Below are 22994 nucleotides of genomic sequence, written 5' to 3'. Positions count from 1 at the left end.
CACCAATGAGAGCGGGCACCTGAATCCCCAAGGAGGATTCACATGAGCACATTACCGGATTCACCTTCGGCGCCCGGATCCCCGGACGCTCCCGATCACAAACTGAAGAGAAGTCTCGGACTCTGGCAGCTGACGTTGCTGGGGGTCAGCACGCAGATCGGCTCCGGCTGGTTGTTCGCGGTGCTGTCGTCGGCGTCGGTCGCAGGCCCGGCCGCCATCCTGTCGTGGATCCTCGGCGCGGGCCTGTTCATCGTCGTGTCGCTGACGTGGATCGAACTGGGCACCATGTTCCCGAGATCGGGTGGGATCGTGCGCTATCCGGCGCTCTCCCACGGTGCGTTCGCCGGGTGGATCACCGGCTGGGGATACTGGATCGGCACCGTCTGCCTGCCCGCCATCGAAGCGCAGGCCGTCCTGACCTATCTCGGCGGCCGGTTCCCGCACCTCGGTCTGGTGAAGGTGGAGCAGGGCACCACCATCCTCGCCTGGCCGAACGGAATACTCTGCGGCATCGGTATTCTCGCGATCTTCTTCGCACTCAACCTGTTCGGCGTGAAGCTGCTGGCGAAGGTCAACACGTACGTGACGATCTGGAAGCTCGTCGTGCCGTGCCTGACGTTCATCCTGTTGTTCTTCGCGTTCAACTCGAGCAACCTCACCGTCGGCGGCGGCTTCCTCCCCACCGGCGCGGGCGGCATCGTGCACGCTCTCGCGATCGGCGGGATCGCGTTCGGCTACCTCGGCTCCCGGCAGGTGCTCGACTACGGCGGAGAAGCACGAAACCCCAAGCGCGACATCCCCTTGGCGATCGTGCTCTCCATCCTCATCCCGATGGTCGTGTACATCGGGCTGCAGATCGGCTTCCTCGGCGCACTCGACTGGTCCGACGCCGGAATCTCCGTCGGAGACTGGGCGGGTCTGCGGACCAGCGACTGGGCGTCGGCCCCGCTGTTCCAGGCCCTCGGTGCGGCCGGATTCGGCGCGTTCGCCACCGTCCTGCTCGTCGACGCCGCCATCTCCCCGGCGGGCAACGGCTGGGTCACCCTCGGCAGCGCCGCCCGGGCGTCGTTCGCGTTCGGCATCGACAAGTACGCCCCGAAGAGCCTCGCCAAGGTGAACCGGTACGGCATCCCGTGGGTGTCGCTCGTGGTCGCGATCGTGGTGAGCGCCCTCTTCATGCTCCCGTTCCCGAGCTGGTACCAGCTGGTGTCGGTGGTGTCGGTCTGCCTGGTGCTGAGCTACCTGATGGGCAGCGCGATCGCACCGGTGCTCCGCAAGACCGCACCCCACGCGGACCGCACCTGGCGGTTGCCTGCCATGGGGTTCTGGGCGCCCGCCGGTTACGCCGCAGGCCTGTTCATCGTCTACGCCGCCGGCTTCGCATCCCTCGCGCAGCTCCTGGTCATCGCGTTCGCCGGGGTGAGCATCTACGGCGCCTACACGTCGGTGAACCACGGCTGGGTGCGCAGGCCCGCCGGATGGTCCATCTCGGCGGTGTTCCTGGTCGCGTGGATCTACATCAGCTCCCGCGGCGGATGGTTCATGAACACCACCGAGGTGCAACGGGCAGGCAGCTGGTCGTTCCCGGTCTACTTCGCGGCGATGACCGCGGCACTGCTGGCCTTCGTGCTCGCGCTGCGGGTGGTGAGCACTCCGGCCGGCCGCCGCCACCTCGACGCCGGTGTCTGGCTGATCGCCACCCTCCTCGCGACGCTGCTCGTCTCCTACTACGGCGAATTCGGTCCCCTCGACGAACCGCCGCTCGCCGACTCCTGGGACCTGCTGGTCGTGATCGCGCTGGCCCTGGTCAGTTACGCGTGGGCCGTCCGCAGCGGTTTCCACACCGAACAACTCGACGCCGTCCTCGCCGATTCCGAATTCGCGGTCGAAGCCGCCGCACCCACCCGCACACCGGCTCACCGGGCGACACCGGTCGCCGCCGTGCACGAACAGGAGGTCAACTCGTGAAGGTTCTCGTCGTCGGAGGCACCGGCCGCATCGGCACGGCGGTGGTGGACGCCCTGACACCCCACCACGACGTCGTCGTCGCATCCCGCTCCACCGAGGTCGCGGTCGACCTCCGGGACCCCGCGTCCGTCACGGCGCTGTACGAACGGGTCGGGACGGTGGACGCGGTGGTCAGCACCGCAGGCATCACCCCGTTCCCCAGCTTCGGCGACACCACGACCGGCGACTTCCGGCAGGGTTTCGACGACAAACTGCTCGGGCAGATCGAACTGGTCCTGCGCGGCCTGCCGTTCGTCGCCGACGACGGCTCGTTCACCCTGGTCACGGGGGTGCTCGCCCGTGAACCGATCCGCTCGGGTGTGGTCGCGTCGACCGTCAACGGGGCCCTGGAGGCGTTCGTGCGTGCGGCCGCCGCCGAACTTCCGCGCGGCATCCGGATCAACGCGGTCAGCCCGAGCGTCGTCACCGAAGCACTCGACGTCTACGGCGACTTCTTCCCCGGATTCGCGCCCGTTCCCGCCGCCGAAGTCGCGCGCGCGTTCGTCAAATCGGTGGCCGGGATCCACACCGGCCGCGTCTACGAACTGGGGTAACTCCGGCAACCGTCAAACCTCACAATCTGGACCTCAGAGGCGCTCCGGAACTGGCACTGTGCTCCCCACCGCACCCTCCATACAGTGTTGTGCATCACATCAACAGTTCAGTTCGGTGGACCGTCCCCCCTTTCTCCGCCGGCACTGTTCTCCGTTCCAACCGCCGGTGATCCGACCCGGATCGCGATGGCGACCTGACGTTCCCGGTCAGCGCACAGTGGAGGAAAACGTGACTGCAACACCACCCCCGGCCCAATCCCAGGACTCCGACCAAGAGAATGGCACGGACTCCGGGCTCGGAAAGGGCCTGAAGAAGCGGCACATGAATCTCATCGCCCTGGGCGGCGTGATCGGTGCCGGATTGTTCGTCGGCAGCGGTGTCGTCATCGAGAGCGCGGGCCCGGCGGCGATCGTGTCGTTTCTCATCGCGGGGGTCATCACGCTCCTGATCATGCGGATGCTGGCGGAGATGGCCGTGGCCAGGCCGGTGGTCGGATCGTTCTACGTGTACGCCAGGGAAGCGCTCGGCAATCGCGCCGGATTCTCCGTCGGCTGGATGTACTGGTACTTCTTCGTCATCGTGGTCGCCGTCGAGGCCATCGCCGGCGGCCGAATACTCCAGCTCTACTTGCCGTCCGCGCCGCTGTGGATTCTCAGCCTCGGTCTTCTCGTGCTCCTGACCTGTACCAATCTCGTGTCGGCACGATCGTTCGGCGAGTTCGAGTACTGGTTCTCGTCGATCAAGGTGATCGCGATCGTCCTCTTCCTCGGTCTGGGCGCCCTGTGGATCACCGGGCTGTGGCCGGACTCGACCCCCGGAGTGGCGAACCTCGTCGATCACGGCGGATTCGCTCCGCTCGGCTGGGGCGCGGTGCTCGCCGCGGTCGTTCCCTGCGTCGCCTTCTTCACCGGCGCCGAGATCGTGACCATCGCGGCCGCCGAGTCCGCGGAACCCAAGAAGGCCGTCGCCCGGGCGATGCGCTCCATCGTGGTCCGGATCATCACGTTCTACGTCGGATCCATCTTCGTGGTCGTCGCCGTGGTGCCGTGGAGCGCCGAAGCCGTCGGCGTCAGCCCCTACGCGGCGGCCCTGTCCGCCCTGCACATTCCCGGGGTGGCCACGATCATGAACGTCGTCATCCTCACCGCGGTGCTGTCCTGCCTGAACTCCGCCCTGTACACGTCCTCGCGGATGCTGTTCGCCCTCACCCGCAACGGCGACGCCCCGCACATGTTCACCCGACTGTCGGGCGGCGGAGTGCCCCGCCGCGCCATCCTCGCCGGGACGGTGATCGGATACGCCTCGGTGATCGCGGCATTCGTCTCGCCGGATCTCGTGTTCTCGTTCCTCGTCAACTCGTACGGCGCCGTGGCGCTGTTCGTCTACCTCATGATCGCGATCTCCCAGGTCGCGCTCCGCCGGAAACTGGAGGCGCAGGATCCCGGCGCCCTCAGCCTGAAGATGTGGCTGTTCCCCTGGCTCAGCTACGCGACCATCGCGCTGATGGGAACCGTGATCGCGGCGATGGCCGTGCTCCCCACCACCCGTTCGCAGTTCTGGCTGAGTGTGGTGACGCTGGCCTTCATCCTGATCGGCTACGAGTTCCGCCGGCGCAGCCGCACCAGCGCCGAACGTCTCGACACCGTCACCCCGGTCGCGGAACCGGCCACGGACCCGGCCGACACGGGTGCGGAGGCGGAACAACTCGTCGGAGTCGTGACGCGCGAGCAACACTGACACACTGCTTCACCGAAGGGGCAGGGACCGCACCGGCGGTCCCTGCCCCTCTTTGTGCCCCCGATGCCACATCGGCTTTTTCCGGCACGACCCGCCGCGAATCGGGGCACACTTGCAGAAGACCTCGGCGGAGGAGGACACCGTGTTCCACCGCGGAGACGACGTCGTCACCGAAGAACACTCGCTCGACGAGTCGCTGCTCGTCGAGCCCGATTCCCGGCGGCGGCCGTGGCGGGAATTCCTCGTCTCGACGCCGGGACGGCTGTCCGTACTGGGAATCGCGCTCGTGGTCGCGGCGCTGGCGACCGGGGCGGTCACGTCGGCGGCGATCGGCGCCCGGCAACAACGCATCGATACGCTGCGGACGCACACCGAACCCCTCACCTACGCGGCCGAACGGCTCTACAGTTCGCTGTCCATCGCCGACGCCGCGGCGGCCACGTCGTTCATCTCGGGCGGCGTCGAGCCGATCGCCGTCCGCAATCGGTACAACCAGGCGATCGGGGACGCGTCGAATGCGCTGGTCACCGCGTCGAACGGGGTCGACTCGACCGACGCCGCCGCCCTCGGCCAGTTGTCCGAGGTGTCCCGGAACCTCGCCGCATACACCACGCTGGTCGCGACGGCCCGCGCCAACAATCGCTCGGGCAATCCGGTCGGCGTCGCATACCTCAGCGACGCCTCCTCGATGATGCAGGACACGATCCTGCCCGCCGCCGAGCGTCTGTACTCGGAGCAGTCGAGGGCAGTCGCCGACACCCAGGTCCTCACCGGACGGCTCCCCAGAGTCGCGTTCGCCGCCACCGTCGCCCTGCTCGTCGCGCTCGTCCTCGCGCAGGTGTATCTGGCGCGCAAGAGCAAACGCCGCATCAACCCCGGCCTGGTCGTCGCGTCGCTGCTCGCCGCCACCCTCCTGATCTGGCTGGCCGGCGCCGCCCTGGTCTCCACCGCGGCCACGGACCGCGCGAGAACCGAAGGGGCGCAACCACTCGCGACGATCACCCAGGCGCGGATCCTCGCCCAGCAGGCCCGGGCGGACGAGACCCTCGCGCTGCTGCAGCGTGGCTCCGACGAACAGTCCGAGATCGACTACGCCCGCCGTTCCGCCGACCTGGCCGACGTCCTCGCGGGGCTGCAGGGCGGTTCCCACGGACCGGGAGTCGCACAGCCGATCGACGAGGCGGTGACGGCACTCGGCGATTGGCGGCACGCGCACGAGATGCTGGAGCAGCGGCTGGAGGTGGGGGACTACCCGGGGGCGACGGCCATCGCGATCGGCCCCGCGGACTCCGCGTCCCCGGCCACGTTCGCGGCCCTCGACGAGGCGCTGCAGCACGGGATCGACAGCTTCCGCGGCGAGGAAGTCGACGGAATGACCGAGTCCTTTCGCTCGTTGTCGCTGCTCGCGGTCGGTAGCATGGTGATCGGCGTACTCTGCGGGTTCGCCGTCGGTGGGGGGATCTGGCCCAGACTGAACGAGTACCACTGATGACGCGGGTGAGGCGACCGAGACGACGGACGTGCCCGCGCGCCCTCCTGCTCTCCGCTGCCGTGGCCACCGTTCTGGCGGCCGGATGTGCCGCCCCGCAACCCCTCACCCCCATCGCCAGCGGCGACTACTCCGACCAGCCCCTGACGAACGGGCTTCAGATCCATCCGCCGACCGGCGACGTGCCCGCGGAGCCACCCGAACCCGACTCCTGCGGCGCGCTCGCGAGTCTGCGCCCGGTCACCGCGCCGGACCTGCGGGCGCCGGGAAGCGCGCTGGCCGAGATCACCGCACGCGGCAGGCTCGTCGTCGGGATCGACCAGAACACCAACCTGTTCAGCTTCCGGGACCCGACCACCGGCATGCTGATGGGATTCGACGTCGACGTCGCAAGTGAGATGGCGCGGGACCTGTTCGGCGACCCCTCCAGGGTCGAGTTCCGCCTGCTCACGTCCGGCGACCGTTTCGACGCCCTCGAGAAGAAGGCCGTGGATCTCGTGGTCAAGAGCACGACGATCACATGTGAACGGTCCGAACGCGTCGCCTTCTCCACCGTGTACTTCCAGGCGTACCAGCGACTGCTGGTGCCGAAGGTCTCCGGTATCTCCGGCCCGGAGGATCTGGCGGGCAAGCGTGTCTGCACCGTCGCCGACACCACCTCACTGGACACCGTTCGCCGGGTGCAGCCCGCGGCGACGATCGTGACGGTGCCCGACTGGGACGACTGCCTCGTGGCGCTCCAGCAGCGCCGGGCCGACGCCGCGAGCACCGACGACTCCATCCTGGCCGGGCTCGCCGAGCAGGACCCGAATCTGGAGATCGTCGGCCCGCCGCTGCAGTCGGAGCCGTACGGTATCGGGGTCAACAAGGGCAACGAGGATCTGGTGCGCTTCGTGAACGGGACGCTGGATCGGATGCGCGCAGACGGAACGTGGATGAGGCTCTACGACAGCTGGCTGACGGTCCTCGGACCCGTCACGGGACCGCCGACCGCCACCTACCGGGACTGAGGTGTCACCGAACGTGAGCGACGAGACCAGGCGAACCCCGATGGACGAACCGGAATCCACGCGGGGAGTGCGGTTCGACCCGTTCGCCGACGACGACGAGGACGAAGTCCCCTCGTCCCGCACGGAGCCGGATGCCGCCCACACCTCCGACCTGTCGATGCTGCTGACCAATCCCGTTCTCGCCGAGCACAAACGGTACTGCGACCGGTGCAAGCGGCCCGTCGGACGGTCCACCGCAGCCCGGCCGGGTGACACGGAGGGGGTGTGCACGCACTGCGGGACCGTGTTCTCCTTCGCCCCCCAGTTGGAGGCGGGCGAGTTGGTGGCGGGACAGTACGAGGTCCTCGGGTGCCTCGCCCACGGCGGCGTCGGCTGGATCTACCTCGCGCTCGATCACAACGTCAGCGACCGCTGGGTGGTCCTCAAGGGCCTGCTGCATTCGGGCGACCCGCAGGCTCAGGAGGTGGCTCTCGCCGAGCGCCGGTTCCTCGCCGAGGTGACGCACCCGAGCATCGTGAAGATCTACAACTTCGTCGAACATCCCGGGATGGACGGCAATCCCGTCGGCTACATCGTCATGGAGTACGTCCGGGGCCGGACGCTGCGGGACGTGCTCACCGAACTGAAGGAGGACGCGGCGCCCGACGACCCGAAGCCGAGGCTGCCGGTGGAGCATGCCATCCGCTACCTCCTCGAGGTCACGCCTGCGCTCGGCTACCTGCACTCGATGGGGTTGGTGTACAACGACCTCAAACCCGAGAACATCATGATCGGCGACGACTACGACCAGCTCAAGCTCATCGACATGGGCGCGGTCGCCCGGATCGGCGATCACGGATACATCTACGGCACACAGGGTTACCAAGCTCCCGAGATCGCCACCACCGGGCCCACCGTCGCGTCCGACATCTACACCGTCGGGCGCACGCTCGCCGTGCTGACCCTCGACATGCCCACCGCCGGGGGCTGTTACGTCGACGGCCTGCCGACCCCGGAGGCGGCGCCGCTGCTGGCGGAATACGAGTTCTACCAGCGGCTGCTGCTGCGTTCCATCCACCCCGACCCGGCCAAGCGTTTCGCGTCGGCCGACGAGATGTCGACACAACTCGAGGGTGTGCTGCGCGAGGTGCGGGCGCAGCGGACCGGAAACCCGCAGCCGGGACTGTCCCACCGCTTCAGCCCGCAGCGCACGACGTTCGGGACCGACCTCACGATCAGCCGCACCGACGTCTACGTCGACGGGCATCGCCGGAACGAGTGCATCAGCGCGATGAGCATCGTTCGGGCACTGCCGATTCCGCTGGTCGACCCCGACGATCCGGCCGCCCCGCTGTTGTCCGTCGTGCACAGCCGGCCACGGGAACTCCTCGATTCGCTGCACCGGGCGAAGGAGGTGGCGGCGAAGGAGGGCGTGAAGTCCACGAGCATCGAGATCCCGCTCGCCGAGGTGCGCGCGCACCTCGACCTCGGGCAGCCGCGTGACGCCGCCATCATCCTCGAATCCCTCGACCACGAACTCGAGGACACATGGCGCGTCGACTGGCACACCGGGCTGTGCGCCCTGGTGGGCGGCGACTTCGAGGAGGCATTCACCCGCTTCGATTCCGTCCTGACGGCGCTGCCGGGCGAGGAGGCCCCGAAACTCGCACTCGCGGCGACGTCCGAGATGTGGTGCGAATACCGCGCCGGCGAGAACCTCGGGCGGTGGCGCGGGACCGCCGAGAAGTACTACCGCACGGTGTGGCGCACCGATCACGGCGCGGTCAGTGCCGCGTTCGGCCTGGCACGCCAACTCGAGCACCGCGACGACCGGGTCAACGCGGTGGAGGCGCTCGACGAAGTGCCGCCGACGTCCCGGCACTACGCCGAGGCGCGGTTGACGAGTGTGCTGATGCTCGTCCACGATCGGCCCCTCGCCGAGGTGAGCGAACGGGATCTGCAGGAGGCGGCCCGCCGGGTCGAACTGCTCGCCCACGACGAGCGTCGCGCACTCCAGACCCGGGTGCTCGTTCTCGGCGTGGCCGTGGACTGGCTACATGCCGGCGGTGTTCCCGAGGCGACGAGGATCCTCGGTGTGCCGTTCACCGAGCGCGGCCTGCGGACCGGGGCGGAAGCGGCGCTCCGGGCCCTCGCCCGCAAGGCGCCCGAGCGCAGGCATCGGTACACGCTGGTGGATCTCGCGAATCTGATCCGCCCGACCACGTGGCTGTAGCGCCCGGATCAGAGTCCGCCGAATCCGACGGGCTCGCGGCCCCACCGGGCATTCCACGCCATCACCTGCATCCGGTCACTCAAAGCGTCACGGCTGCGCACCGTTTCGGCGAGCTGGCCCATGAGTTCGATGATGCGGCGCCGGGCATCCTCCAGTTCCGCGGCCAGGCGCTCCTCCTCCCTCGACCTCGCGATGCGGTTCCTGCCGGCGACCAACGTGTTCATGTCTGCTCCGATCGTGACGTCGCGGCATGTGCCACTCAGCTCATCTGACCGACAACTCTGCGGCATCTGGTACGGGTCCAGAAGATCCAGAAGAACGGCGAATCAGGGGTCCAATCTGGACCTATGACGCAGCACACAAGTGGCTCTGACGCCGGGGACGGTTCGACCGTAGGGTTCGGATATCCACTGAGATTCCGATCGGAGAGGTACCTATGCGCAATCAGACGGACGCACTCACGATCGCGGGCCGGGACTTCTCGTCGCGACTGGTCATGGGCACCGGGGGTGCGGCCAACCTGGCGGTTCTCGAAGAGGCGCTGATCGCGTCCGGCACCGAACTGACGACGGTCGCGATGCGCCGGGTGGATGCCGTGGGGAGAACCGGTCTGCTCGAACTGCTGGATCGGCTGGGCATCGCGTTGTTGCCGAACACCGCGGGGTGCCGCGGCGCCGCGGAGGCGGTACTGACGGCGCAGCTGGCCCGGGAGGCACTGGGCACCAACTGGGTCAAGCTCGAGGTGATCGCCGACGAACGCACGCTCCTCCCCGACGGGATCGAACTCGTCTCGGCAGCAGAACAACTCGTGGACGACGGCTTCGTCGTGCTGCCGTACACCAACGACGATCCGGTGCTCGCGCAGCGCCTGGTCGATGCCGGGTGCGCCGCCGTGATGCCACTCGGGTCGCCGATCGGGACCGGGCTCGGCATCTCCAATCCCCGCAACATCGAGATGATCGTCGCGCGCACGGACATCCCGGTCATTCTCGACGCCGGAATCGGCACCGCGAGCGATGCGGCGCTGGCGATGGAACTCGGCTGCGACGCCGTCCTGCTCGCCTCCGCGGTGACGAGGGCGTCGGACCCGCCGCTGATGGCGGCGGCGATGGCCGGGGCCGTCACGGCCGGACGCCGTGCCCGGGCCGCCGGGCGGATACCGAAACGGTTCTGGGCGCAGGCCTCGTCCCCGGTCGCCGTGTAATCGGGCGCGGTGTAATCGGGCGCGCGCGAACACCGACTCGGCTAGCGTGAACGCCCATGCGGGTACACCACCTCAATTGCGGCTCGTTCTCGTCGGCGCTCATGGGGCGGTTGGTGTGCCACGTGCTGGCATGCGAGACCGACGCGGGCATCGTGCTGGTCGACTCCGGTTTCGGACTGGCGGATGTCGCCGACCCCACCGGTCGCGTCGGCAAGTACGCGAAGCTGACCGGCGCCCGGTTCCGCGAGTCGGAGACGGCGGTCCGCCAACTCGAGAAGCTGGGGCTGAATCCCTCGGACGTGACCCACATCGTCGCGACGCACCTCGACTTCGACCACATCGGCGGGGTCGCCGACTTCCCGGATGCCACCCTGCACACCACCGCCGCGGAACAGGCTGCGTCGGAGCGGCGTTCGTCGTTCCGGGAGAGGGTGCGGTACCGTCCCGCCCAGCTCACCCCGCGCCCGGCGACGCACACCTATTCGGGGCCGGGCGAATCCGTGCTCGGTTTCTCCGGCGCCCACCCGATCGACGGGGTCGGCAACCGCATCGTGCTCGTCCCGATGCCCGGGCACACCCGGGGTCACGCGGCGGTGGCCGTCGACACCGGCGACCGCGGCTGGCTGCTGCATGCGGGCGACGCGTTCTACCACCGCAGCACCGTTGCCGCCCCCGGGCAGGTGCCGCCGGGAACGGCGGGTCGCGCGCTGCGGGTAATGGAAGAGCTGATCGCGGTGGACCGTTCGAAGATCCGCGACAATCACCGCCGGCTGCGGGAACTGAACAATCAGGTGGCCCCGCGGGTCCGGGTGTTCTCCGCCCACGATCCGACGTTGTTCGAGGAACTGGCCGCCGAGCGGGGCTGACTCAGCCGCCGTTCTTCACTGCCGTCAGGTAGGTCGCGCGGTCGGCGAGGTCCGCGAGTTCCTCGGGGAGTTCCGGCGCGGGCCTGCCGTACGACTCGGCCAGCGCGAACGGAGAATAACTCCGCACCGACCAGCCGTGCTCGGTCAGCCAGTGTTCCGGGTCGGCGCGCTCGTCGCCGTAGAACAACTGGGTGATGTCGAGGTCGCCGAACGGGTCCTTGTCGAAATACTTCTTCCTGATCTCGTCGAAACGTTTCGCGTCGGTGCCCGGCGCGAAGTTGTCCACGGCGAGGTGGCTACCCGGACTCGACAGTTCGTCGATCCGCTCGAACAACGCGTCGTGTGCCGCGCCCGGGAGATACGCCAGCAGTCCCTCGGCCGACCACGCGGTGGGCTCGGCCGGGTCGAGGCCTGCGGCGTCGAGCGCGGCGGGCCAATCGTCCCGGAGATCGACCGGCACCGCTCGGCGATCGGCCTTCGGCCGCGCGTCGTGCTCGGACAGCACTTCGCCCTTGAACTCCAGCACCTTCGGCTGATCGACCTCGAACACCGTCGTGCCCGCCGGCCAGTCGAGGCGATACGCCCGCGCATCCAACCCGGCCGCGAGGATCACCGCCTGCGACACGCCGTCCGCCGCGGCCGACAGGAAGAATTCGTCGAAGAACCGGGTCCGGAATCCCATGAAACCGGAGAACGGTGCGTCTCCCAGCGAGGACGGGTCGGCCAGCAGCCCGGTGAAATGCGGTTCGCCCGCGGCCTCCACGAACCACGGCGCGTAGTCGTCGCGGATCAGCGCATCGGGACGGCCGGTTTCCAGCGCCCGGAACGTCGCCACTCCCAGGGCCGTGAGCCCCACGCTGCTGACGATGTCCCAGGAATCCCCGTCGGTGCGCATGAATACCTCCCGATCGTGCCGAAGGGTCGGCCGTGACGACCGACCAGGCTCCCCGGCGATTCTACGCCGCAGCGCGCATTGCCTCTATCATGCTGCTGTGCAGCAGATTTCGCCGCCTATCTCCTTAGAAGCGCACGTATGGCGTCGACGACGTCCCCGGGCGCTTCCTCCGCCATGAAGTGGCCGGCGGTGACGGGTTCCGCGCTCCAGGCGACCAACGCACGGTCCGAGTGCTGACGTGGCAACGACACCGATCTTCTGCAGGATTCCACTGCAGTCGGTCCGAGTTGCTGCGTCAGCTGTACTGGCGCGCAGGAAGCCAGCGCCGGTGCAGCTATTGGTGGACGATGCACTGCGAGACGCCAGCTCTTGATCCTGCCGGAATAAACTGTTCACAGACAGCTTTCGGCGTGGCCGCGCCATATAGTCGTGACCCGGCACTGCTCCCTTCAAGGAGCCCTCTGTTATTACGCGATCTGGAAGCGCTCGTCGCCAAGTTCGACCTCGACGCGCAGCGCGCCGCCGACGGCTTCGACATACCGGCGCAACGTGTCAATCTGCACACGCTCGAGGTCACCGTGCTCGATGTTGGACACTCGGTTCTGCCCGACTCCGAGGCGCTCAGCCAGCTGCTTCTGCGTCATCGCCACCGATTCGCGCAGCTCCTGAAGTCGATACGCACGCACCTCGTCGATCATGCGGGCCTTATGCGCATCGACCGCGCCACGATCGACAGGTCGCTCGGCGAGCATCTGCTCGAGACTCTTTGCCATCGTGTTCACCTTCCTTCCAACTCCTCCAGATGAGCCGCGAAGCGGTCATCGGCAATCGGGATGTTGACCTTGTACCAGCTCTTCCACCGACCCGCCTTGTTGCCGGCAACCAGCAGAATCGCCTTCCGTTCCGGGTCGAACGCGAACAGCACCCGCAGCTCCGAGCGACCACTCGACCCCGGCCGCAGTTCCTTCATGTTCTTGTGCCGTGACGCCTTCACCGTGTCGACCAGAGGTCGGCCGAGCTGCGGTCCGCGGTCCGCGAGTAACTCGAGTGCGGCCACCACCTGCTCATACGACGACTGATCCAGTGCCAACAGCCACTCTTCGACCAACCCCACCTCTACGGTCCACTGCCCCACCGCACAAAATTATCATACAGGAGTGATATCACTTGAATATGATCCCAGCAGCTCGAAGGCGTGGGCAGAGGGTCGTGTCCGCGACACCGACATCCTGCGCCGCGACGACCACCTCGAACTCGACCCGGCCGGATGTGTGAGCGCGCGGCCGCCCGGGAATCCGAGGAGATCGCCCGCGCGCTCGACGACCCGGCGCTGCCCGCGTCCGCGCTCAACGGCGTCTTCATGCACACGTTCCACCGCTCGGGCCTCGCCCCCGAGCGAGAGGCGATCAGCCGGGAACTGATCACGCTGTCAGCGCGACACGGGTTCGTGAACTTCGTGGTACTCGGCTCGTCCGGCTGCAGGCGCTCGTGGCCGTATTCACGACGTGGTGCCGGGCGATGCGCGCGGCCGCGACGGGTGTGTCCGACGCGGACGCCTGCTGCCCGTGCGTGAGTAGCGAGTCCCTGGACTCCCTACTCACGCACGGGTGCTACTTGGCCCACTCCAGCAGGTCGTCGGCGGACCACGTGTTCACGACGCGGTCGGCGTCGACCCCGCACCGCATCGCGCGCTCGCATCCGTAACCCTGCCAGGCGAGTTGACCCGGGGCGTGCGCGTCGGTGTCGATGGAGAACAGGCACCCCAGGTCCATAGCCAGGTCGATGAGCCGGCTCGGGGGGTCGCGGCGCTCGGGACGGCTGTTGATCTCGACGGCGGTGCCGTGATCGCGGCAGGCGGTGAACACCTGCTCGGCGTCGAACGTCGACTCCGGCCTGGTCCCGCGCCCGCCCTCGACGAGCCGCCCTGTGCAGTGACCCAGCACGTCCACCAGCGGATTCTCGACGGCTCTGACCATCCGCCTGGTCATCGCGCCGCGTTCCGCCCGCAACTTGGAGTGCACGCTCGCGACCACGATGTCGAGTTCGTCGAGCAGATCCGGATCCTGGTCGAGCGAACCGTCGTCGAGGATGTCGACCTCGATGCCGGTGAGGATGCGGAACGGCGCGAGTTCCTCGTTCAGCTCGGCGATCACCTCCAGCTGGGACCGCAGCCGCTCCGCCGACAGCCCGTTCGCGACCGTCAGCCGCGGGGAATGATCTGTCAGAGCGCAGTATTCGTGGCCGATGAGCGCCGCACTGCGCATCATCTCGTCGATCGGACTGCCGCCGTCCGACCAGTCCGAGTGGGTGTGCAGGTCGCCCTTGAGCGCCTGACGCAGCGCGCCGCCGCCGATCGGCTCCGCGTTCTCCCGCAGTTCCGCCAGATAGACGGGCACCCCGTCGAGCGACTCCCGGATCACCGTCGCCGTCTTCGGCCCGATGCCCGGCAGGTCCTTCCAGCTGTCGGTGCGCCCGCGGACGTCCCGCTGCTCGTCGGACAGTTCGGCCACCACGTCGGCCGCCCGCCGATACGCCTTCACGCGGTGCGTCTCCGCCCGCGACCGTTCGAGCCAGAACGCTGTCTCGCGCAGGGCCTGCACCGGGTCCATCGGGCTGTCGGCGTCCATGACTCCAGTGTTGCGCCCACCCGGACGTCACCGCAACGCTTCGCGCGCCCCGTCCCGGACCGCCGTGGTGAGCGCCGCGAGAATGGGCGAATCCAGCTTCCACCGCTGCCAGTACAGCGGGACGTCGATCGGACGGGACGGGTCGAGTTCCACGAGACCGTGGTCGTCGCCGGTGTGCAATTCCGGCAGCAGTCCCCAGCCCAGTCCGTAGCGGACGGCGTCGGAGAACGCCGAGGACCCGGGCACGAAATGTCGCGGCGGCTGCAACCGGCGCCGCGTGAATCCGCGCAGGAACCGGGCCTGCAGTTCGTCCTTGCGATCGAAGTCGAGCATCGGCGCCACCGCGAGGGCATCCGCGGTCGGGCCGTCGGGGAGCCAGCGTTCGGCGTAGTCGCGGCTGCACAGTGCGCGGTACCGCATCGACCCCAGCTTCTCGACGGTGCAGCCCTGCACCGCCTCGGGGACGGACGTCACGGCGGCCATCACCGTGCCCTCCCGCAGCAGGGTGGTCGAGTGGAATTCGTCCTCCCGGTGCAGATGGAACAACGCCCGGTACTCCGGCGCCAGGCGGGCGAGAGCCGGAATCATCCACGTGGACAGCGAATCCGCATTGACGACGAGAGGCAGCGTGCTCGTCGCCGCCACTTCGGGATTGAGGGAAGACATGGCCTCACGCTCGAGGTGCGCCATCTGGCGGGCGAGTGTGAGCACGACGTGTCCGGAGTCGGTGGCCCGGACCGGCTTGGCCCGCTGCACCAGGACGCGTCCCACCTGCTGCTCGAGCGCCTTGATCCGCTGGCTCACCGCGGACGGCGTGATGTGCAGTACGCGGGCGGCGGCGTCGAACGTGCCTTCGTCGATCACGGCAGCGAAGGTGCGGAGAGCGGCCAGGTCCAAGTCCATATGAAGCGATGCTAATGGTAATGAAGGATAATTAGCTGGATTGATGACGATGGGGTTCGTAGCGTGGTTTCCATGCACCTCACCCCTGCCCTGCTCACGGCGGCCGCCGGCTTCGGCACCGGCCTGTCGCTGATCGTCGCGATCGGCGCGCAGAATGCGTTCGTCCTGCGACAGGGGATCGTCCGTAGGCACGTCCTGCCGGTGGTCGTGCTGTGCGCGGTGTCGGACGTCGCGCTCATCGCCGTCGGGATCAGCGGCATCGGGGCGGTGCTCGCCCACGCTCCGGCCGCGATCACCGTGATCCGTTGGGCGGGAGCGGCATTCCTCGTCTCCTACGCCGTGCTCGCCGCCCGCCGCGCTCTGCGGCCAGGAACGCTGGACGCCGCGATGGAAGTCGGATCGGCGACCCTCGCGACGTCGATCCTCACCTGCCTCGCGCTCACATGGCTGAACCCGCACGTCTACCTCGACACGGTGCTGATGCTCGGTTCGGTGGCCAACAACCAGGGCGATTCGGGGCGGTGGCTGTTCGGCCTCGGCGCCGCCACCGCGAGCATCACCTGGTTCCTCGCGCTCGGCTACGGCGCCCAGTTCCTGCATCGCGTGTTCGCCCGCCCCAACGCGTGGCGCGTACTCGACGCGGGGATCGCCGCGCTGATGCTCGCCCTCGGCATCACCCTCGTCACCAGCTAGTCAACATTTTGTTGACAGTACCCATCCTGTCAACCAATACTTGACACATGTCGGATGCCGCGCTCACCCAGCTGCTGTCGGACGCGATCGCCAAGGCGGACCCCGAGATCGACCCGGGGCTCGACCACGACCCCGCCGCCTACCTCGCGCTCGTCCGGCTCACGGCGCAGGCGCGGGAATCGGTCGACGAACTGCTGGTCTCCGCGATCGCCGCCGCCCGCTCCGCCGGCCACAGCTGGGACACGGTCGGCACCGCCCTCGGCATGTCGCGGCAGGCGGCGCAACAACGCTTCGGCAAACGCATCGGCGACGCCCCCGACCCGGACCCGGACGGCCGCACCCGCCGGCTCACCCCACTGACCGCGTTCAACGAGATGCGCATCCTCAACCACGCCGGCTCCTACGGCTGGCACTCCGTCGGATTCGGCACCCTGTTCCACACCGTCCGGAAGTCCGACGAACAGTGGGAGCACACCCGCGCGTCGGCTCTCGCCAGCCGCGAGAAACTCGAGGCCGACGGCTGGCAGAAGGTCGGGACGCTGTGGTTCCCGTGGGCGTACTTCAAGCGCCCGCTCGGCGTCCCCGCGCTCCCCGAACCGGTCAGCGGCGACTACCTGATGGAACCGTGATGGACGCCGTCGCACGATTCGCCGCCGCCCGCGTCGCCCGGCTCGCCACGGTCGGGGCGGACGGGGTGCCGCACCTCGTCCCGCTCGTCTTCGCGCTCGACTCCGACGCCATCTACTCGTGCGTCGATCACAAGCCCAAACGCACCACCGCCCTGCGGCGCCTGAAGAACATCTCCGGCAACCCGGCCGTCACCCTGCTGGTGGATCACTACGACGAGAACTGGGACCACCTGTGGTGGGTCCGGGTCGACGGCCGGGCCCGGATCCTCGACCCGGACTCCGAAGAGGGCACCGCCGCACTCGACATTCTGGCCGCGAAGTATCCGCAGTACGTCGACCGGCGCCCGGACGGACCGGTGATCGCGATCCACGACCTGAGGTGGCATCACTGGTCCGCCCTGTGAGTACTTGTTAACCGCCGGCGGTTAATAAGTACTCACGGGCGATAGCCTCGTGCGCATGCCCACAGCCCTGATCACCGGCGCCAGCCGTGGCCTCGGAGCCGCCATCGCCCGCGAACTCGCACCGACCCACGACCTTCTGCTCGGCGCCCGGTCGGCCGGGTCGCTGACCGGGATCCTCGACGAACTGCCGGCCGCCACCCCCTGGCCGGTCGAACTGACCGACTACGACGCGGTGGCGGCGGCGTGCGCACCGATCGACCGGCTCGACGTCCTCGTCCACAACGCCGGCGTCGCCGACCTCGCGACCGTCGCGGAGTCGACCGTCGAACAGTGGCGGCACACGCTCGAGGCGAACGTGATCGCGGTGGCCGAACTGACGCGACTGCTGCTGCCCGCCCTGCGCGCCGCAGGCGGCCACGTGGTGCTCATCAACTCGGGTGCCGGCATCCGCGCGAACGCCGGCTGGGCGTCGTATGCGGCGAGCAAATTCGCGCTGCGGGCGTTCGGGGATGCACTGCGCCTGGAAGAGCCGTTACTGCGCGTCACATCTGTTCACCCCGGTCGGATCGACACCGATATGCAGCGTGCCATCGTGGCCGGCGAGGGCGACGAATACCGGCCGGAGAAATACCTGCAGCCGTCGACGGTCGCAAAAGCCGTGCGTACGGCGGTGGAGACGCCGCGTGACGCGCACCCCACAGAAGTCGTGCTGAGGGTGCGCTGACAGCTGAGAAACCTGCGTGAGATACATCACAGATTGATCTCACACAAAGGCCTTAAGCTGCTCACAATTAGTCGCCCTACAGTTCTACTCATCAGCAGAAGTCCCAAACGCGAGTCGGGTCCAGCGAACCGACTCCCAGGAGGTATCCCCACGATGAACACCGAACAGCGTATGCACAGCGACACCGCCGTCGCGGTCGACGGCGACGTCTTCGCGACGATGTTCACTCTCGATCTCGGTGACGGCGAGGTCGATCGGGACGCAGTCGAGCGGATTCATGGCGGCGACTTCGACGAGTGGATCGAGGCGGCAGCGCGGTCCGGTCTGTTCACGCCGCAGGCGGTCGCGGCCCTCGTGCAGTCGTGGCAAGAGAACCCGAAGGCTCTGTTCGACGCCCTCCTCGTCGATGCCGACGAGATGACCCACAAGCGCTACGCGATCATCTGGGACGCGCTCGACGACGCCGACACGTTCGAGAGCGTCGAATACGCCTGACGGTCAGAACGGCCACGCGGGGACGGGCGGCAGGCCCTCCCGCGTGGGGCGTCCGATGACCCAGGCCAGCAGTTCGGTGCGTGGAAGTTCCGGCGCCCGGACCTCCGGATGCCCAGCCGCCAGCGCGGGCAGCTCCGATTCCAAGGTGTGCTCCACGAAAAGTTCCGGCCAGTCGGCCGCCGTGTAGTCGAGGCCGAGGTCCACGTGGTGGATCTCGAGTTCACGCCATCGCAGCACCGGCACCTGACGCGCCGGGACCTGCTGACGCCAGTTCACCGGCGTCTCGTACAGATCTTCGGTGATCCCGCGCAGCGACTCGATCACCCGCCGTCCCGCGAAGCGGAAATCGGCCACCAGTAGTTCCGCCGGACGTCCGGCCCCCTCCTCGATCGCCGCTGCCCGTGCGGCCGGACCGCCCGGGTACATCTCGGGCGCCGCCTCGCCGGTGAGCACCCCGACGGCGAATCGGTTGAGCGCATCCGCGTTCCTCGCGAGGTGTGTGACGACGTGTCCCCGGCTCCACCCCGGTAGCAGCGACGGCCCCCGCGCCTGATCGTCGGTCAAGCCCGCGAGCGCCGCCTCCACCGTTCGCTGCGATTCGGCAACAGCATCGAGCAGTTCGACATACGACAGTGCGGCACCCGGTGACGTCATGCAGACGATGTTCCCACAGTCCACCCCGCGCCGATTCTCGGTAACGGTACGGTGACGATCGGCTTCCGGCGGGTGCATGTGGGACAATCGTACTGATACTGAGATCGACTGTTGGACAACATGGTTGAAAGGTGGTGTGTGATGTACAACGAATCCGCTACGTGGGGGATACCGAGCGAGACCTTCCTGGTGATCTACGTGGCCGCCGCCGTACTCTCGGTCGGGATTGCCGTGTTCCTCCGTTCCAGCTTCACCCCCTCCGCCGCGACCGCCTACGTCCGCCTCGATCCGGTGCAGACCGGCATGCTGACCAGCGACGATCGCGCCATCGCCGCATCCCTGACGCTGTTGCGGGGAGCCGGCATCATCTCCGACGACGGCACGATCCTGCGGGCGTGGGGTGTCCCCGACAACACCCTCGGGTGGTTCACGCGCGCCGTCTACGACGAACTCGCCTCCGGGCGCGGCGCCCTCGGCAACCTCGGGCTCCCGGGCCGGTTGCGGGCCCCACTCGACGAATTGCGGTTCACCCTGGTCGCGCAGGGACTGCTCACCGGACCCGAGCAGAAGACGTGGAACCGCCGGGCGACGATCCCGATCCTCGTCGTCATGGCCATCGGCGTCGCACGCCTCGTCGCCGGGTTCGCCGCGGGCAAGCCGATCGGATTCCTGCTGGTCGCGGTGGTGCTGCTCTCGGCCTCCCGCGAACTGGTTCGACGGACCGGCCGCCGGACGCGACAGGGGACGGCGGAATTGCAGCGACTGCGCCGCGAACACTCGTACCTGTCGCCGCGGATGCGCCCGTCCCTGACCGCATACGGTCCGACGCCGATCGCGCTGTCGGCGGCACTGTTCGGAATGGGGTCCGTCGCCCTGTTCTCGCCGGGGTTCGCGAGCGCGGCCGGCATCTCCGACAGCAGCAGCAACGGCGACGGTGGCAGCGGCGGCGATAGCTCTTCCTCCTGCGGCGGCGGAGGTGGCTGCGGCGGCGGCGGGTGCGGGGGATGACCACACTGATCGAGCCGGGCCTCGGCATCGGCTGGCGGCCGGAGATCTGCGGGATCATCAACCGACTCGACGGCCTGCGGTTCTGCGAGGTGATCGCCGAATCGCTGCCCGCCCGCCGACGCCGGGTCGACGTTCCCGACGAACTGCGGTCGCTGGGGGTTCCCGTCGTCCCGCACGGCATTTCACTCTCGCTGGGTGGTGCCGAGCCCGTCGAGCAGCGCCGGATCGACCACCTCGCGCGGTGCGCCGACGCGCTCGGTGCGCCACTCGTCAGCGAGCACGTCGCGTTCGTGCGCGCGGGTGGCCTCGAGGCCGGACACCTGCTGCCGGTGCCGCGCTCTGCAGAGGCCCTGGACGTGTTGGTGCGCAACGTCCGGCGCACGCAGGAGTGTCTGCCGGTGCCCCTGGCCGTCGAGAACATCGCGGCCCTGTTCGATTGGCCGGACGACGAGTACACCGAGGGCAAGTTCCTGGCCGAACTGGTCGAACGCACCGGGGTCCACCTGCTGCTGGACGTCGCGAACGTCTACGCGAACGCCCGCAACCGCGGCCGCGACGCCGCCGAGGAACTCCGTCGACTGCCCCTCGAACGCGTGGCGTACTGCCACGTCGCCGGTGGGTCCGAACGGGACGGCGCGTACCACGACACCCACACCGACCCGGTGCCCGTCGAGGTGCTGGACCTGGTCCGGCAGTGGGCAACCGGGGGCGCGCCCGCGATCATGCTCGAGCGCGACGGCAATTACCCGCCCGCCTCGGAATTGTTCGGCGAACTGGATGCGATAGCGGACGCGGCCGGCTTCGAGCGGATCACCCGGGGCGCCGAATGGAGCTGGCCGTGACAGGGCTGGCCGATCGGCAGGCGGCGCTGGTGCGAGCCCTCGTCGCGTCGGGGGAACCACCCGAGGGATTCGACCGCGACGCACTAGAAACCGCATCGAAGGCATTGCTGCGCAAGCGGTCCGGTGGGGCCGGGGAGTCCGGCACACTGCCCGCACCGATGCGGCGGCGCCTGCTCAGCCTGCTCAGCCTGCTCGGCCCGCGACGAAGCTGAGCAGCAACTCGTTCACCTCTTCGGCCCGTTCCTGCTGGACGAAGTGACCGGCGCCATCGAGGAGGTGGATGCCGCGCAGGTCGGGAACGGTGTCGCGCATCCGGTCGAGGGCCTGCGCACCACTCATCGCGAGGACGGGATCGCGTGCACCGGCCACGAACAGCGTCGGCACCTCGATCTGGGCAACCCGGACTCTCGCGGCGCGTTCCCAATTGGCGTCGTATGCCCGGTACCAGTTCAGGCCGCCGGTGAATCCCGTCCGGGTGAAGACCTCCACGTAGTGCTCGAACTCGTCCTCCGTCAGCCACGACCACGGCAGGGGTGGGGCGTCGGGCAGCACGTCCAGGTACCCGTTGCCCTCCGACGGGTGCTGCCAGATGTCCAGGTAGCGGTAGTCGCCCGACAAGGCGTAGAACAGCCGCTGGAGGAAGCCGCGGGGGTCGCCGTCGAGTTCGCGGTCGGCGACACCCGGTTCCTGGAAGTAGTGGATGTGCAGGAAGTGCTTGCGCGCCAGCGACGCATAGAGCTCCGACGGGCGCAGCGGGAACCGGTCGGGCATGTAGGGAACGGCCAGCAGCACCAGCCCGGACACACGTTCGCGGTGTCGCAGCGCGACGGTCCAGGCCACCGGAGCGCCGAAGTCGTGGCCGACGAACACGGCACGGCCGAGTCCGAGGGCGTCGAGCAGGCCGATCAGTGCGTCCGACACCCGCTCGTTGGTGTAGTCGTCGATGTCGCGGGGCACGTCGGTGCCGCCGTAACCGGGCATGTCCGGGGCGATCGCGCGGTACCCGGACGCCGCGAGGGCCAGCATCTGGTGCCGGAAGCTGTAGCCGAGGCCCGGGAACCCGTGGCACAGGATCACGGGCGGACCGTCACCCAGTTCGCTGATCTGCCAACGGAATCCGTCGACCGTGACCGATCGCTCCGTCGACGTCGCCATGCTCCGAATCCCTCCACCGGCTGGAACGCGTTCTCGCAGTGTACCGTAACGGCGACGCCACTAGAATGCACCTGATTCGCAGTGGTAACCGTCGACCGACCGGGGAAGTGGGGTGATGCGCAATGGTGGAAGCACGCTCCCGTCACGAGTTCGTCGCGGTTCAGCTCCGGAAGCGCATCATGCAGCGGCAGTACGCGGTGGGCGAGTCGCTGCCGAGCGAGAGCATGCTGTGCGCAGAATTCGAGGTGTCGCGCGGCCCGGTGCGCCAAGCCCTTGCGACGTTGAAGAACGAGGGGCTCATCCAGCTGTCCCAGGGCAAGCCGGCCGTGGTCCGCAGCCACGACATCACGCAGACCCTGGACACGTTCACGCCGTTCACCCAGTGGGCGCACCGCACCGGACGCACCGCGGGCAGCCGCACACTCGAGATCGCCCGACGCCGGGTGTCCGAGCCTGCCGCCCGCGCACTGGGAGTGGCACCGGACGACTTCGTCGTCGAGGTTCTCCGCGTCCGCCTGCTCGACGGCGAACCGACCATGCTCGAGCGGAGCACGTTCACCGACCGCGTCGGTTCCCTGCTGTTCGAGTTCGACATCGACTCCGGGTCGATCACCGACTACCTCACCTCCCGCGGCGTCCGATTCGAATCGATGGAGCACGTGCTCGACGCCGTCGCCGCCGCCCAGGCCGAGGCCGAACATCTCGGCATCGCCCCCGGCAGCCCCTTGCTGCGGGAACGCCGGACGTCGCGGGACCAGCACGGCGACACTTTCGAGTACGCCGACGACCGGTACCGGCCCGACCTCGTCGCCTTCAGCATCGTGAACGCCCGGACCGTCGACCCGCGGAGTCCGTCGGGCGACAGCAACGGTCTCTGATCGGCGG

General features: G+C 68.4%; 26 protein-coding genes. 18 read left to right on the top strand and 8 right to left on the bottom strand.

Features of this window, described 5'->3' with window-relative positions:
- The first annotated feature begins 42 nt into the window (after positions 1-42).
- The 6 genes from JWS13_RS25715 (at position 43) to JWS13_RS25690 (ending at position 9010) form a co-directional block, all read left to right on the top strand.
- Entirely contained in the window at positions 43-1968 is a 1926-nt protein-coding gene (locus JWS13_RS25715; RefSeq protein WP_206008175.1) for an APC family permease, read from the top strand.
- Positions 1965-2561 (top strand): short chain dehydrogenase, encoded by a 597-nt coding sequence (locus JWS13_RS25710; protein WP_206008174.1) that lies wholly within the window; start codon positions 1965-1967, stop codon positions 2559-2561. The genes JWS13_RS25715 and JWS13_RS25710 overlap by 4 nt, the downstream gene beginning before the upstream one ends.
- Before the next feature lie 322 nt (positions 2562-2883).
- Positions 2884-4299: an amino acid permease gene (locus JWS13_RS25705; protein ID WP_241032596.1), complete on the top strand. Its 1416-nt coding sequence runs from the start codon at positions 2884-2886 to the stop codon at positions 4297-4299.
- Between the two features lie 142 nt (positions 4300-4441).
- Positions 4442-5788 carry a hypothetical protein gene (locus tag JWS13_RS25700; protein WP_206008172.1) on the top strand — a complete coding sequence of 449 codons (1347 nt, stop codon included), beginning with the start codon at positions 4442-4444 and terminating at the stop codon, positions 5786-5788.
- Positions 5788-6798: a glutamate ABC transporter substrate-binding protein gene (locus JWS13_RS25695; protein WP_206008171.1), complete on the top strand. Its 1011-nt coding sequence runs from the start codon at positions 5788-5790 to the stop codon at positions 6796-6798. The genes JWS13_RS25700 and JWS13_RS25695 overlap by 1 nt, the downstream gene beginning before the upstream one ends.
- Positions 6799-6838: 40 nt before the next feature.
- Positions 6839-9010, top strand: a complete 2172-nt coding sequence (locus tag JWS13_RS25690; protein ID WP_206011722.1) for a serine/threonine-protein kinase — start codon at positions 6839-6841, stop codon at positions 9008-9010.
- A gap of 8 nt (positions 9011-9018) precedes the next feature.
- Here the strand turns inward: JWS13_RS25690 and JWS13_RS25685 are convergent, their stop codons facing one another.
- Positions 9019-9234 carry a hypothetical protein gene (locus JWS13_RS25685; RefSeq protein ID WP_206008170.1) on the bottom strand — a complete coding sequence of 72 codons (216 nt, stop codon included), beginning with the start codon at positions 9232-9234 and terminating at the stop codon, positions 9019-9021.
- 212 nt (positions 9235-9446) lie between these two features.
- On the opposite strand from JWS13_RS25685, the gene thiG reads away from it, so the two are divergent.
- Positions 9447-10214 carry a thiazole synthase gene (gene thiG, locus JWS13_RS25680; RefSeq protein ID WP_206008169.1) on the top strand — a complete coding sequence of 256 codons (768 nt, stop codon included), beginning with the start codon at positions 9447-9449 and terminating at the stop codon, positions 10212-10214.
- A gap of 56 nt (positions 10215-10270) precedes the next feature.
- Complete coding sequence (locus tag JWS13_RS25675; RefSeq protein ID WP_206008168.1) at positions 10271-11080, top strand: MBL fold metallo-hydrolase; 810 nt, start codon at positions 10271-10273, stop codon at positions 11078-11080.
- A 1-nt stretch (position 11081) separates the two neighbouring features.
- Here the strand turns inward: JWS13_RS25675 and JWS13_RS25670 are convergent, their stop codons facing one another.
- The 3 genes from JWS13_RS25670 to JWS13_RS25660 form a co-directional block, all read right to left on the bottom strand.
- Positions 11082-11975: a class I SAM-dependent methyltransferase gene (locus JWS13_RS25670; protein ID WP_206008167.1), complete on the bottom strand. Its 894-nt coding sequence runs from the start codon at positions 11973-11975 to the stop codon at positions 11082-11084.
- A 467-nt stretch (positions 11976-12442) separates the two neighbouring features.
- A complete protein-coding gene (locus JWS13_RS25665; protein ID WP_160097883.1) occupies positions 12443-12748 on the bottom strand; it encodes a helix-turn-helix domain-containing protein in 306 nt (101 codons plus the stop codon).
- Positions 12749-12753: 5 nt separating this feature from the next.
- Positions 12754-13110, bottom strand: coding sequence for a type II toxin-antitoxin system RelE/ParE family toxin (locus JWS13_RS25660; protein ID WP_206008166.1), 357 nt, complete (start codon positions 13108-13110; stop codon positions 12754-12756).
- A gap of 132 nt (positions 13111-13242) precedes the next feature.
- Here JWS13_RS25660 and JWS13_RS25655 point away from each other — a divergent pair, with 132 nt between their 5' ends.
- On the top strand, positions 13243-13548 hold the full coding sequence (locus JWS13_RS25655) for a type 2 periplasmic-binding domain-containing protein (protein WP_206008165.1): 306 nt from the start codon (positions 13243-13245) through the stop codon (positions 13546-13548).
- Positions 13549-13585: 37 nt separating this feature from the next.
- Here the strand turns inward: JWS13_RS25655 and JWS13_RS25650 are convergent, their stop codons facing one another.
- Positions 13586-14584 (bottom strand): PHP domain-containing protein, encoded by a 999-nt coding sequence (locus tag JWS13_RS25650; RefSeq protein ID WP_206011721.1) that lies wholly within the window; start codon positions 14582-14584, stop codon positions 13586-13588.
- 45 nt (positions 14585-14629) lie between these two features.
- The gene (locus tag JWS13_RS25645) at positions 14630-15505 is read right to left on the bottom strand and encodes a LysR family transcriptional regulator ArgP (protein ID WP_206008164.1); all 876 of its coding nucleotides are present in this window, start codon (positions 15503-15505) and stop codon (positions 14630-14632) included.
- Positions 15506-15577: 72 nt separating this feature from the next.
- Between JWS13_RS25645 and JWS13_RS25640 the strand changes: the two genes are divergently transcribed.
- The 5 genes from JWS13_RS25640 (at position 15578) to JWS13_RS25620 (ending at position 18450) form a co-directional block, all read left to right on the top strand.
- Positions 15578-16198, top strand: coding sequence for a LysE/ArgO family amino acid transporter (locus JWS13_RS25640; RefSeq protein ID WP_206008163.1), 621 nt, complete (start codon positions 15578-15580; stop codon positions 16196-16198).
- A 47-nt stretch (positions 16199-16245) separates the two neighbouring features.
- Positions 16246-16827 (top strand): hypothetical protein, encoded by a 582-nt coding sequence (locus JWS13_RS25635; RefSeq protein ID WP_206008162.1) that lies wholly within the window; start codon positions 16246-16248, stop codon positions 16825-16827.
- A complete protein-coding gene (locus tag JWS13_RS25630) occupies positions 16827-17231 on the top strand; it encodes a TIGR03668 family PPOX class F420-dependent oxidoreductase (RefSeq protein ID WP_206008161.1) in 405 nt (134 codons plus the stop codon). The genes JWS13_RS25635 and JWS13_RS25630 overlap by 1 nt, the downstream gene beginning before the upstream one ends.
- A gap of 55 nt (positions 17232-17286) precedes the next feature.
- Positions 17287-17955 carry an SDR family oxidoreductase gene (locus JWS13_RS25625; protein WP_206008160.1) on the top strand — a complete coding sequence of 223 codons (669 nt, stop codon included), beginning with the start codon at positions 17287-17289 and terminating at the stop codon, positions 17953-17955.
- A gap of 153 nt (positions 17956-18108) precedes the next feature.
- Positions 18109-18450, top strand: a complete 342-nt coding sequence (locus tag JWS13_RS25620) for a hypothetical protein (RefSeq protein WP_087558615.1) — start codon at positions 18109-18111, stop codon at positions 18448-18450.
- A gap of 3 nt (positions 18451-18453) precedes the next feature.
- Here JWS13_RS25620 and JWS13_RS25615 read toward each other — a convergent pair whose 3' ends face one another.
- Positions 18454-19104: a maleylpyruvate isomerase family mycothiol-dependent enzyme gene (locus JWS13_RS25615; protein WP_206008159.1), complete on the bottom strand. Its 651-nt coding sequence runs from the start codon at positions 19102-19104 to the stop codon at positions 18454-18456.
- Between the two features lie 141 nt (positions 19105-19245).
- On the opposite strand from JWS13_RS25615, the gene JWS13_RS25610 reads away from it, so the two are divergent.
- Genes JWS13_RS25610 through JWS13_RS25600 form a run of 3 tightly spaced genes read left to right on the top strand, consistent with a single transcriptional unit; the run spans position 19246 to position 21166 of the window.
- A complete protein-coding gene (locus JWS13_RS25610) occupies positions 19246-20112 on the top strand; it encodes a TIGR04222 domain-containing membrane protein (RefSeq protein WP_206008158.1) in 867 nt (288 codons plus the stop codon).
- Positions 20109-20954, top strand: coding sequence for an MbnB/TglH/ChrH family RiPP precursor modification enzyme (locus JWS13_RS25605; RefSeq protein WP_206008157.1), 846 nt, complete (start codon positions 20109-20111; stop codon positions 20952-20954). Before JWS13_RS25610 ends, JWS13_RS25605 begins: the two co-directional genes overlap by 4 nt.
- Positions 20951-21166 (top strand): SCO6045 C-terminal-like domain-containing protein, encoded by a 216-nt coding sequence (locus tag JWS13_RS25600; protein WP_206011966.1) that lies wholly within the window; start codon positions 20951-20953, stop codon positions 21164-21166. Before JWS13_RS25605 ends, JWS13_RS25600 begins: the two co-directional genes overlap by 4 nt.
- Here the strand turns inward: JWS13_RS25600 and JWS13_RS25595 are convergent.
- The gene (locus tag JWS13_RS25595) at positions 21138-22109 is read right to left on the bottom strand and encodes an alpha/beta fold hydrolase (RefSeq protein WP_206008156.1); all 972 of its coding nucleotides are present in this window, start codon (positions 22107-22109) and stop codon (positions 21138-21140) included. The two genes, JWS13_RS25600 and JWS13_RS25595, sit on opposite strands and share 29 nt — an antisense overlap.
- 122 nt (positions 22110-22231) lie before the next feature.
- On the opposite strand from JWS13_RS25595, the gene JWS13_RS25590 reads away from it, so the two are divergent.
- Positions 22232-22987, top strand: a complete 756-nt coding sequence (locus JWS13_RS25590) for a GntR family transcriptional regulator (protein WP_206008155.1) — start codon at positions 22232-22234, stop codon at positions 22985-22987.
- Positions 22988-22994: the final 7 nt, after the last annotated feature.

The organism is Rhodococcus pseudokoreensis (assembly GCF_017068395.1).
Taxonomy (GTDB): domain Bacteria; phylum Actinomycetota; class Actinomycetes; order Mycobacteriales; family Mycobacteriaceae; genus Rhodococcus_F; species Rhodococcus_F pseudokoreensis.
This window is presented reverse-complemented; position numbering and strand designations above follow the sequence as displayed.

Coding starts and splice junctions, on each gene's coding strand:
- JWS13_RS25715 (WP_206008175.1), top strand. CDS start 43: ATGAGCACATTACCGGATTCACCTTCGGCGCCCGGATCCCCGGACGCT.
- JWS13_RS25645 (WP_206008164.1), bottom strand. CDS start 15,505: ATGGACTTGGACCTGGCCGCTCTCCGCACCTTCGCTGCCGTGATCGAC.
- JWS13_RS25625 (WP_206008160.1), top strand. CDS start 17,287: ATGCCCACAGCCCTGATCACCGGCGCCAGCCGTGGCCTCGGAGCCGCC.
- JWS13_RS25605 (WP_206008157.1), top strand. CDS start 20,109: ATGACCACACTGATCGAGCCGGGCCTCGGCATCGGCTGGCGGCCGGAG.
- JWS13_RS25665 (WP_160097883.1), bottom strand. CDS start 12,748: ATGGCAAAGAGTCTCGAGCAGATGCTCGCCGAGCGACCTGTCGATCGT.
- thiG (WP_206008169.1), top strand. CDS start 9,447: ATGCGCAATCAGACGGACGCACTCACGATCGCGGGCCGGGACTTCTCG.
- JWS13_RS25670 (WP_206008167.1), bottom strand. CDS start 11,975: ATGCGCACCGACGGGGATTCCTGGGACATCGTCAGCAGCGTGGGGCTC.
- JWS13_RS25595 (WP_206008156.1), bottom strand. CDS start 22,109: ATGGCGACGTCGACGGAGCGATCGGTCACGGTCGACGGATTCCGTTGG.
- JWS13_RS25685 (WP_206008170.1), bottom strand. CDS start 9,234: ATGAACACGTTGGTCGCCGGCAGGAACCGCATCGCGAGGTCGAGGGAG.
- JWS13_RS25675 (WP_206008168.1), top strand. CDS start 10,271: ATGCGGGTACACCACCTCAATTGCGGCTCGTTCTCGTCGGCGCTCATG.
- JWS13_RS25695 (WP_206008171.1), top strand. CDS start 5,788: ATGACGCGGGTGAGGCGACCGAGACGACGGACGTGCCCGCGCGCCCTC.
- JWS13_RS25635 (WP_206008162.1), top strand. CDS start 16,246: ATGTCGGATGCCGCGCTCACCCAGCTGCTGTCGGACGCGATCGCCAAG.
- JWS13_RS25610 (WP_206008158.1), top strand. CDS start 19,246: ATGTACAACGAATCCGCTACGTGGGGGATACCGAGCGAGACCTTCCTG.
- JWS13_RS25615 (WP_206008159.1), bottom strand. CDS start 19,104: ATGACGTCACCGGGTGCCGCACTGTCGTATGTCGAACTGCTCGATGCT.
- JWS13_RS25640 (WP_206008163.1), top strand. CDS start 15,578: ATGCACCTCACCCCTGCCCTGCTCACGGCGGCCGCCGGCTTCGGCACC.
- JWS13_RS25655 (WP_206008165.1), top strand. CDS start 13,243: ATGTGTGAGCGCGCGGCCGCCCGGGAATCCGAGGAGATCGCCCGCGCG.
- JWS13_RS25705 (WP_241032596.1), top strand. CDS start 2,884: ATGAATCTCATCGCCCTGGGCGGCGTGATCGGTGCCGGATTGTTCGTC.
- JWS13_RS25620 (WP_087558615.1), top strand. CDS start 18,109: ATGAACACCGAACAGCGTATGCACAGCGACACCGCCGTCGCGGTCGAC.
- JWS13_RS25690 (WP_206011722.1), top strand. CDS start 6,839: ATGGACGAACCGGAATCCACGCGGGGAGTGCGGTTCGACCCGTTCGCC.
- JWS13_RS25630 (WP_206008161.1), top strand. CDS start 16,827: ATGGACGCCGTCGCACGATTCGCCGCCGCCCGCGTCGCCCGGCTCGCC.
- JWS13_RS25650 (WP_206011721.1), bottom strand. CDS start 14,584: ATGGACCCGGTGCAGGCCCTGCGCGAGACAGCGTTCTGGCTCGAACGG.
- JWS13_RS25590 (WP_206008155.1), top strand. CDS start 22,232: ATGGTGGAAGCACGCTCCCGTCACGAGTTCGTCGCGGTTCAGCTCCGG.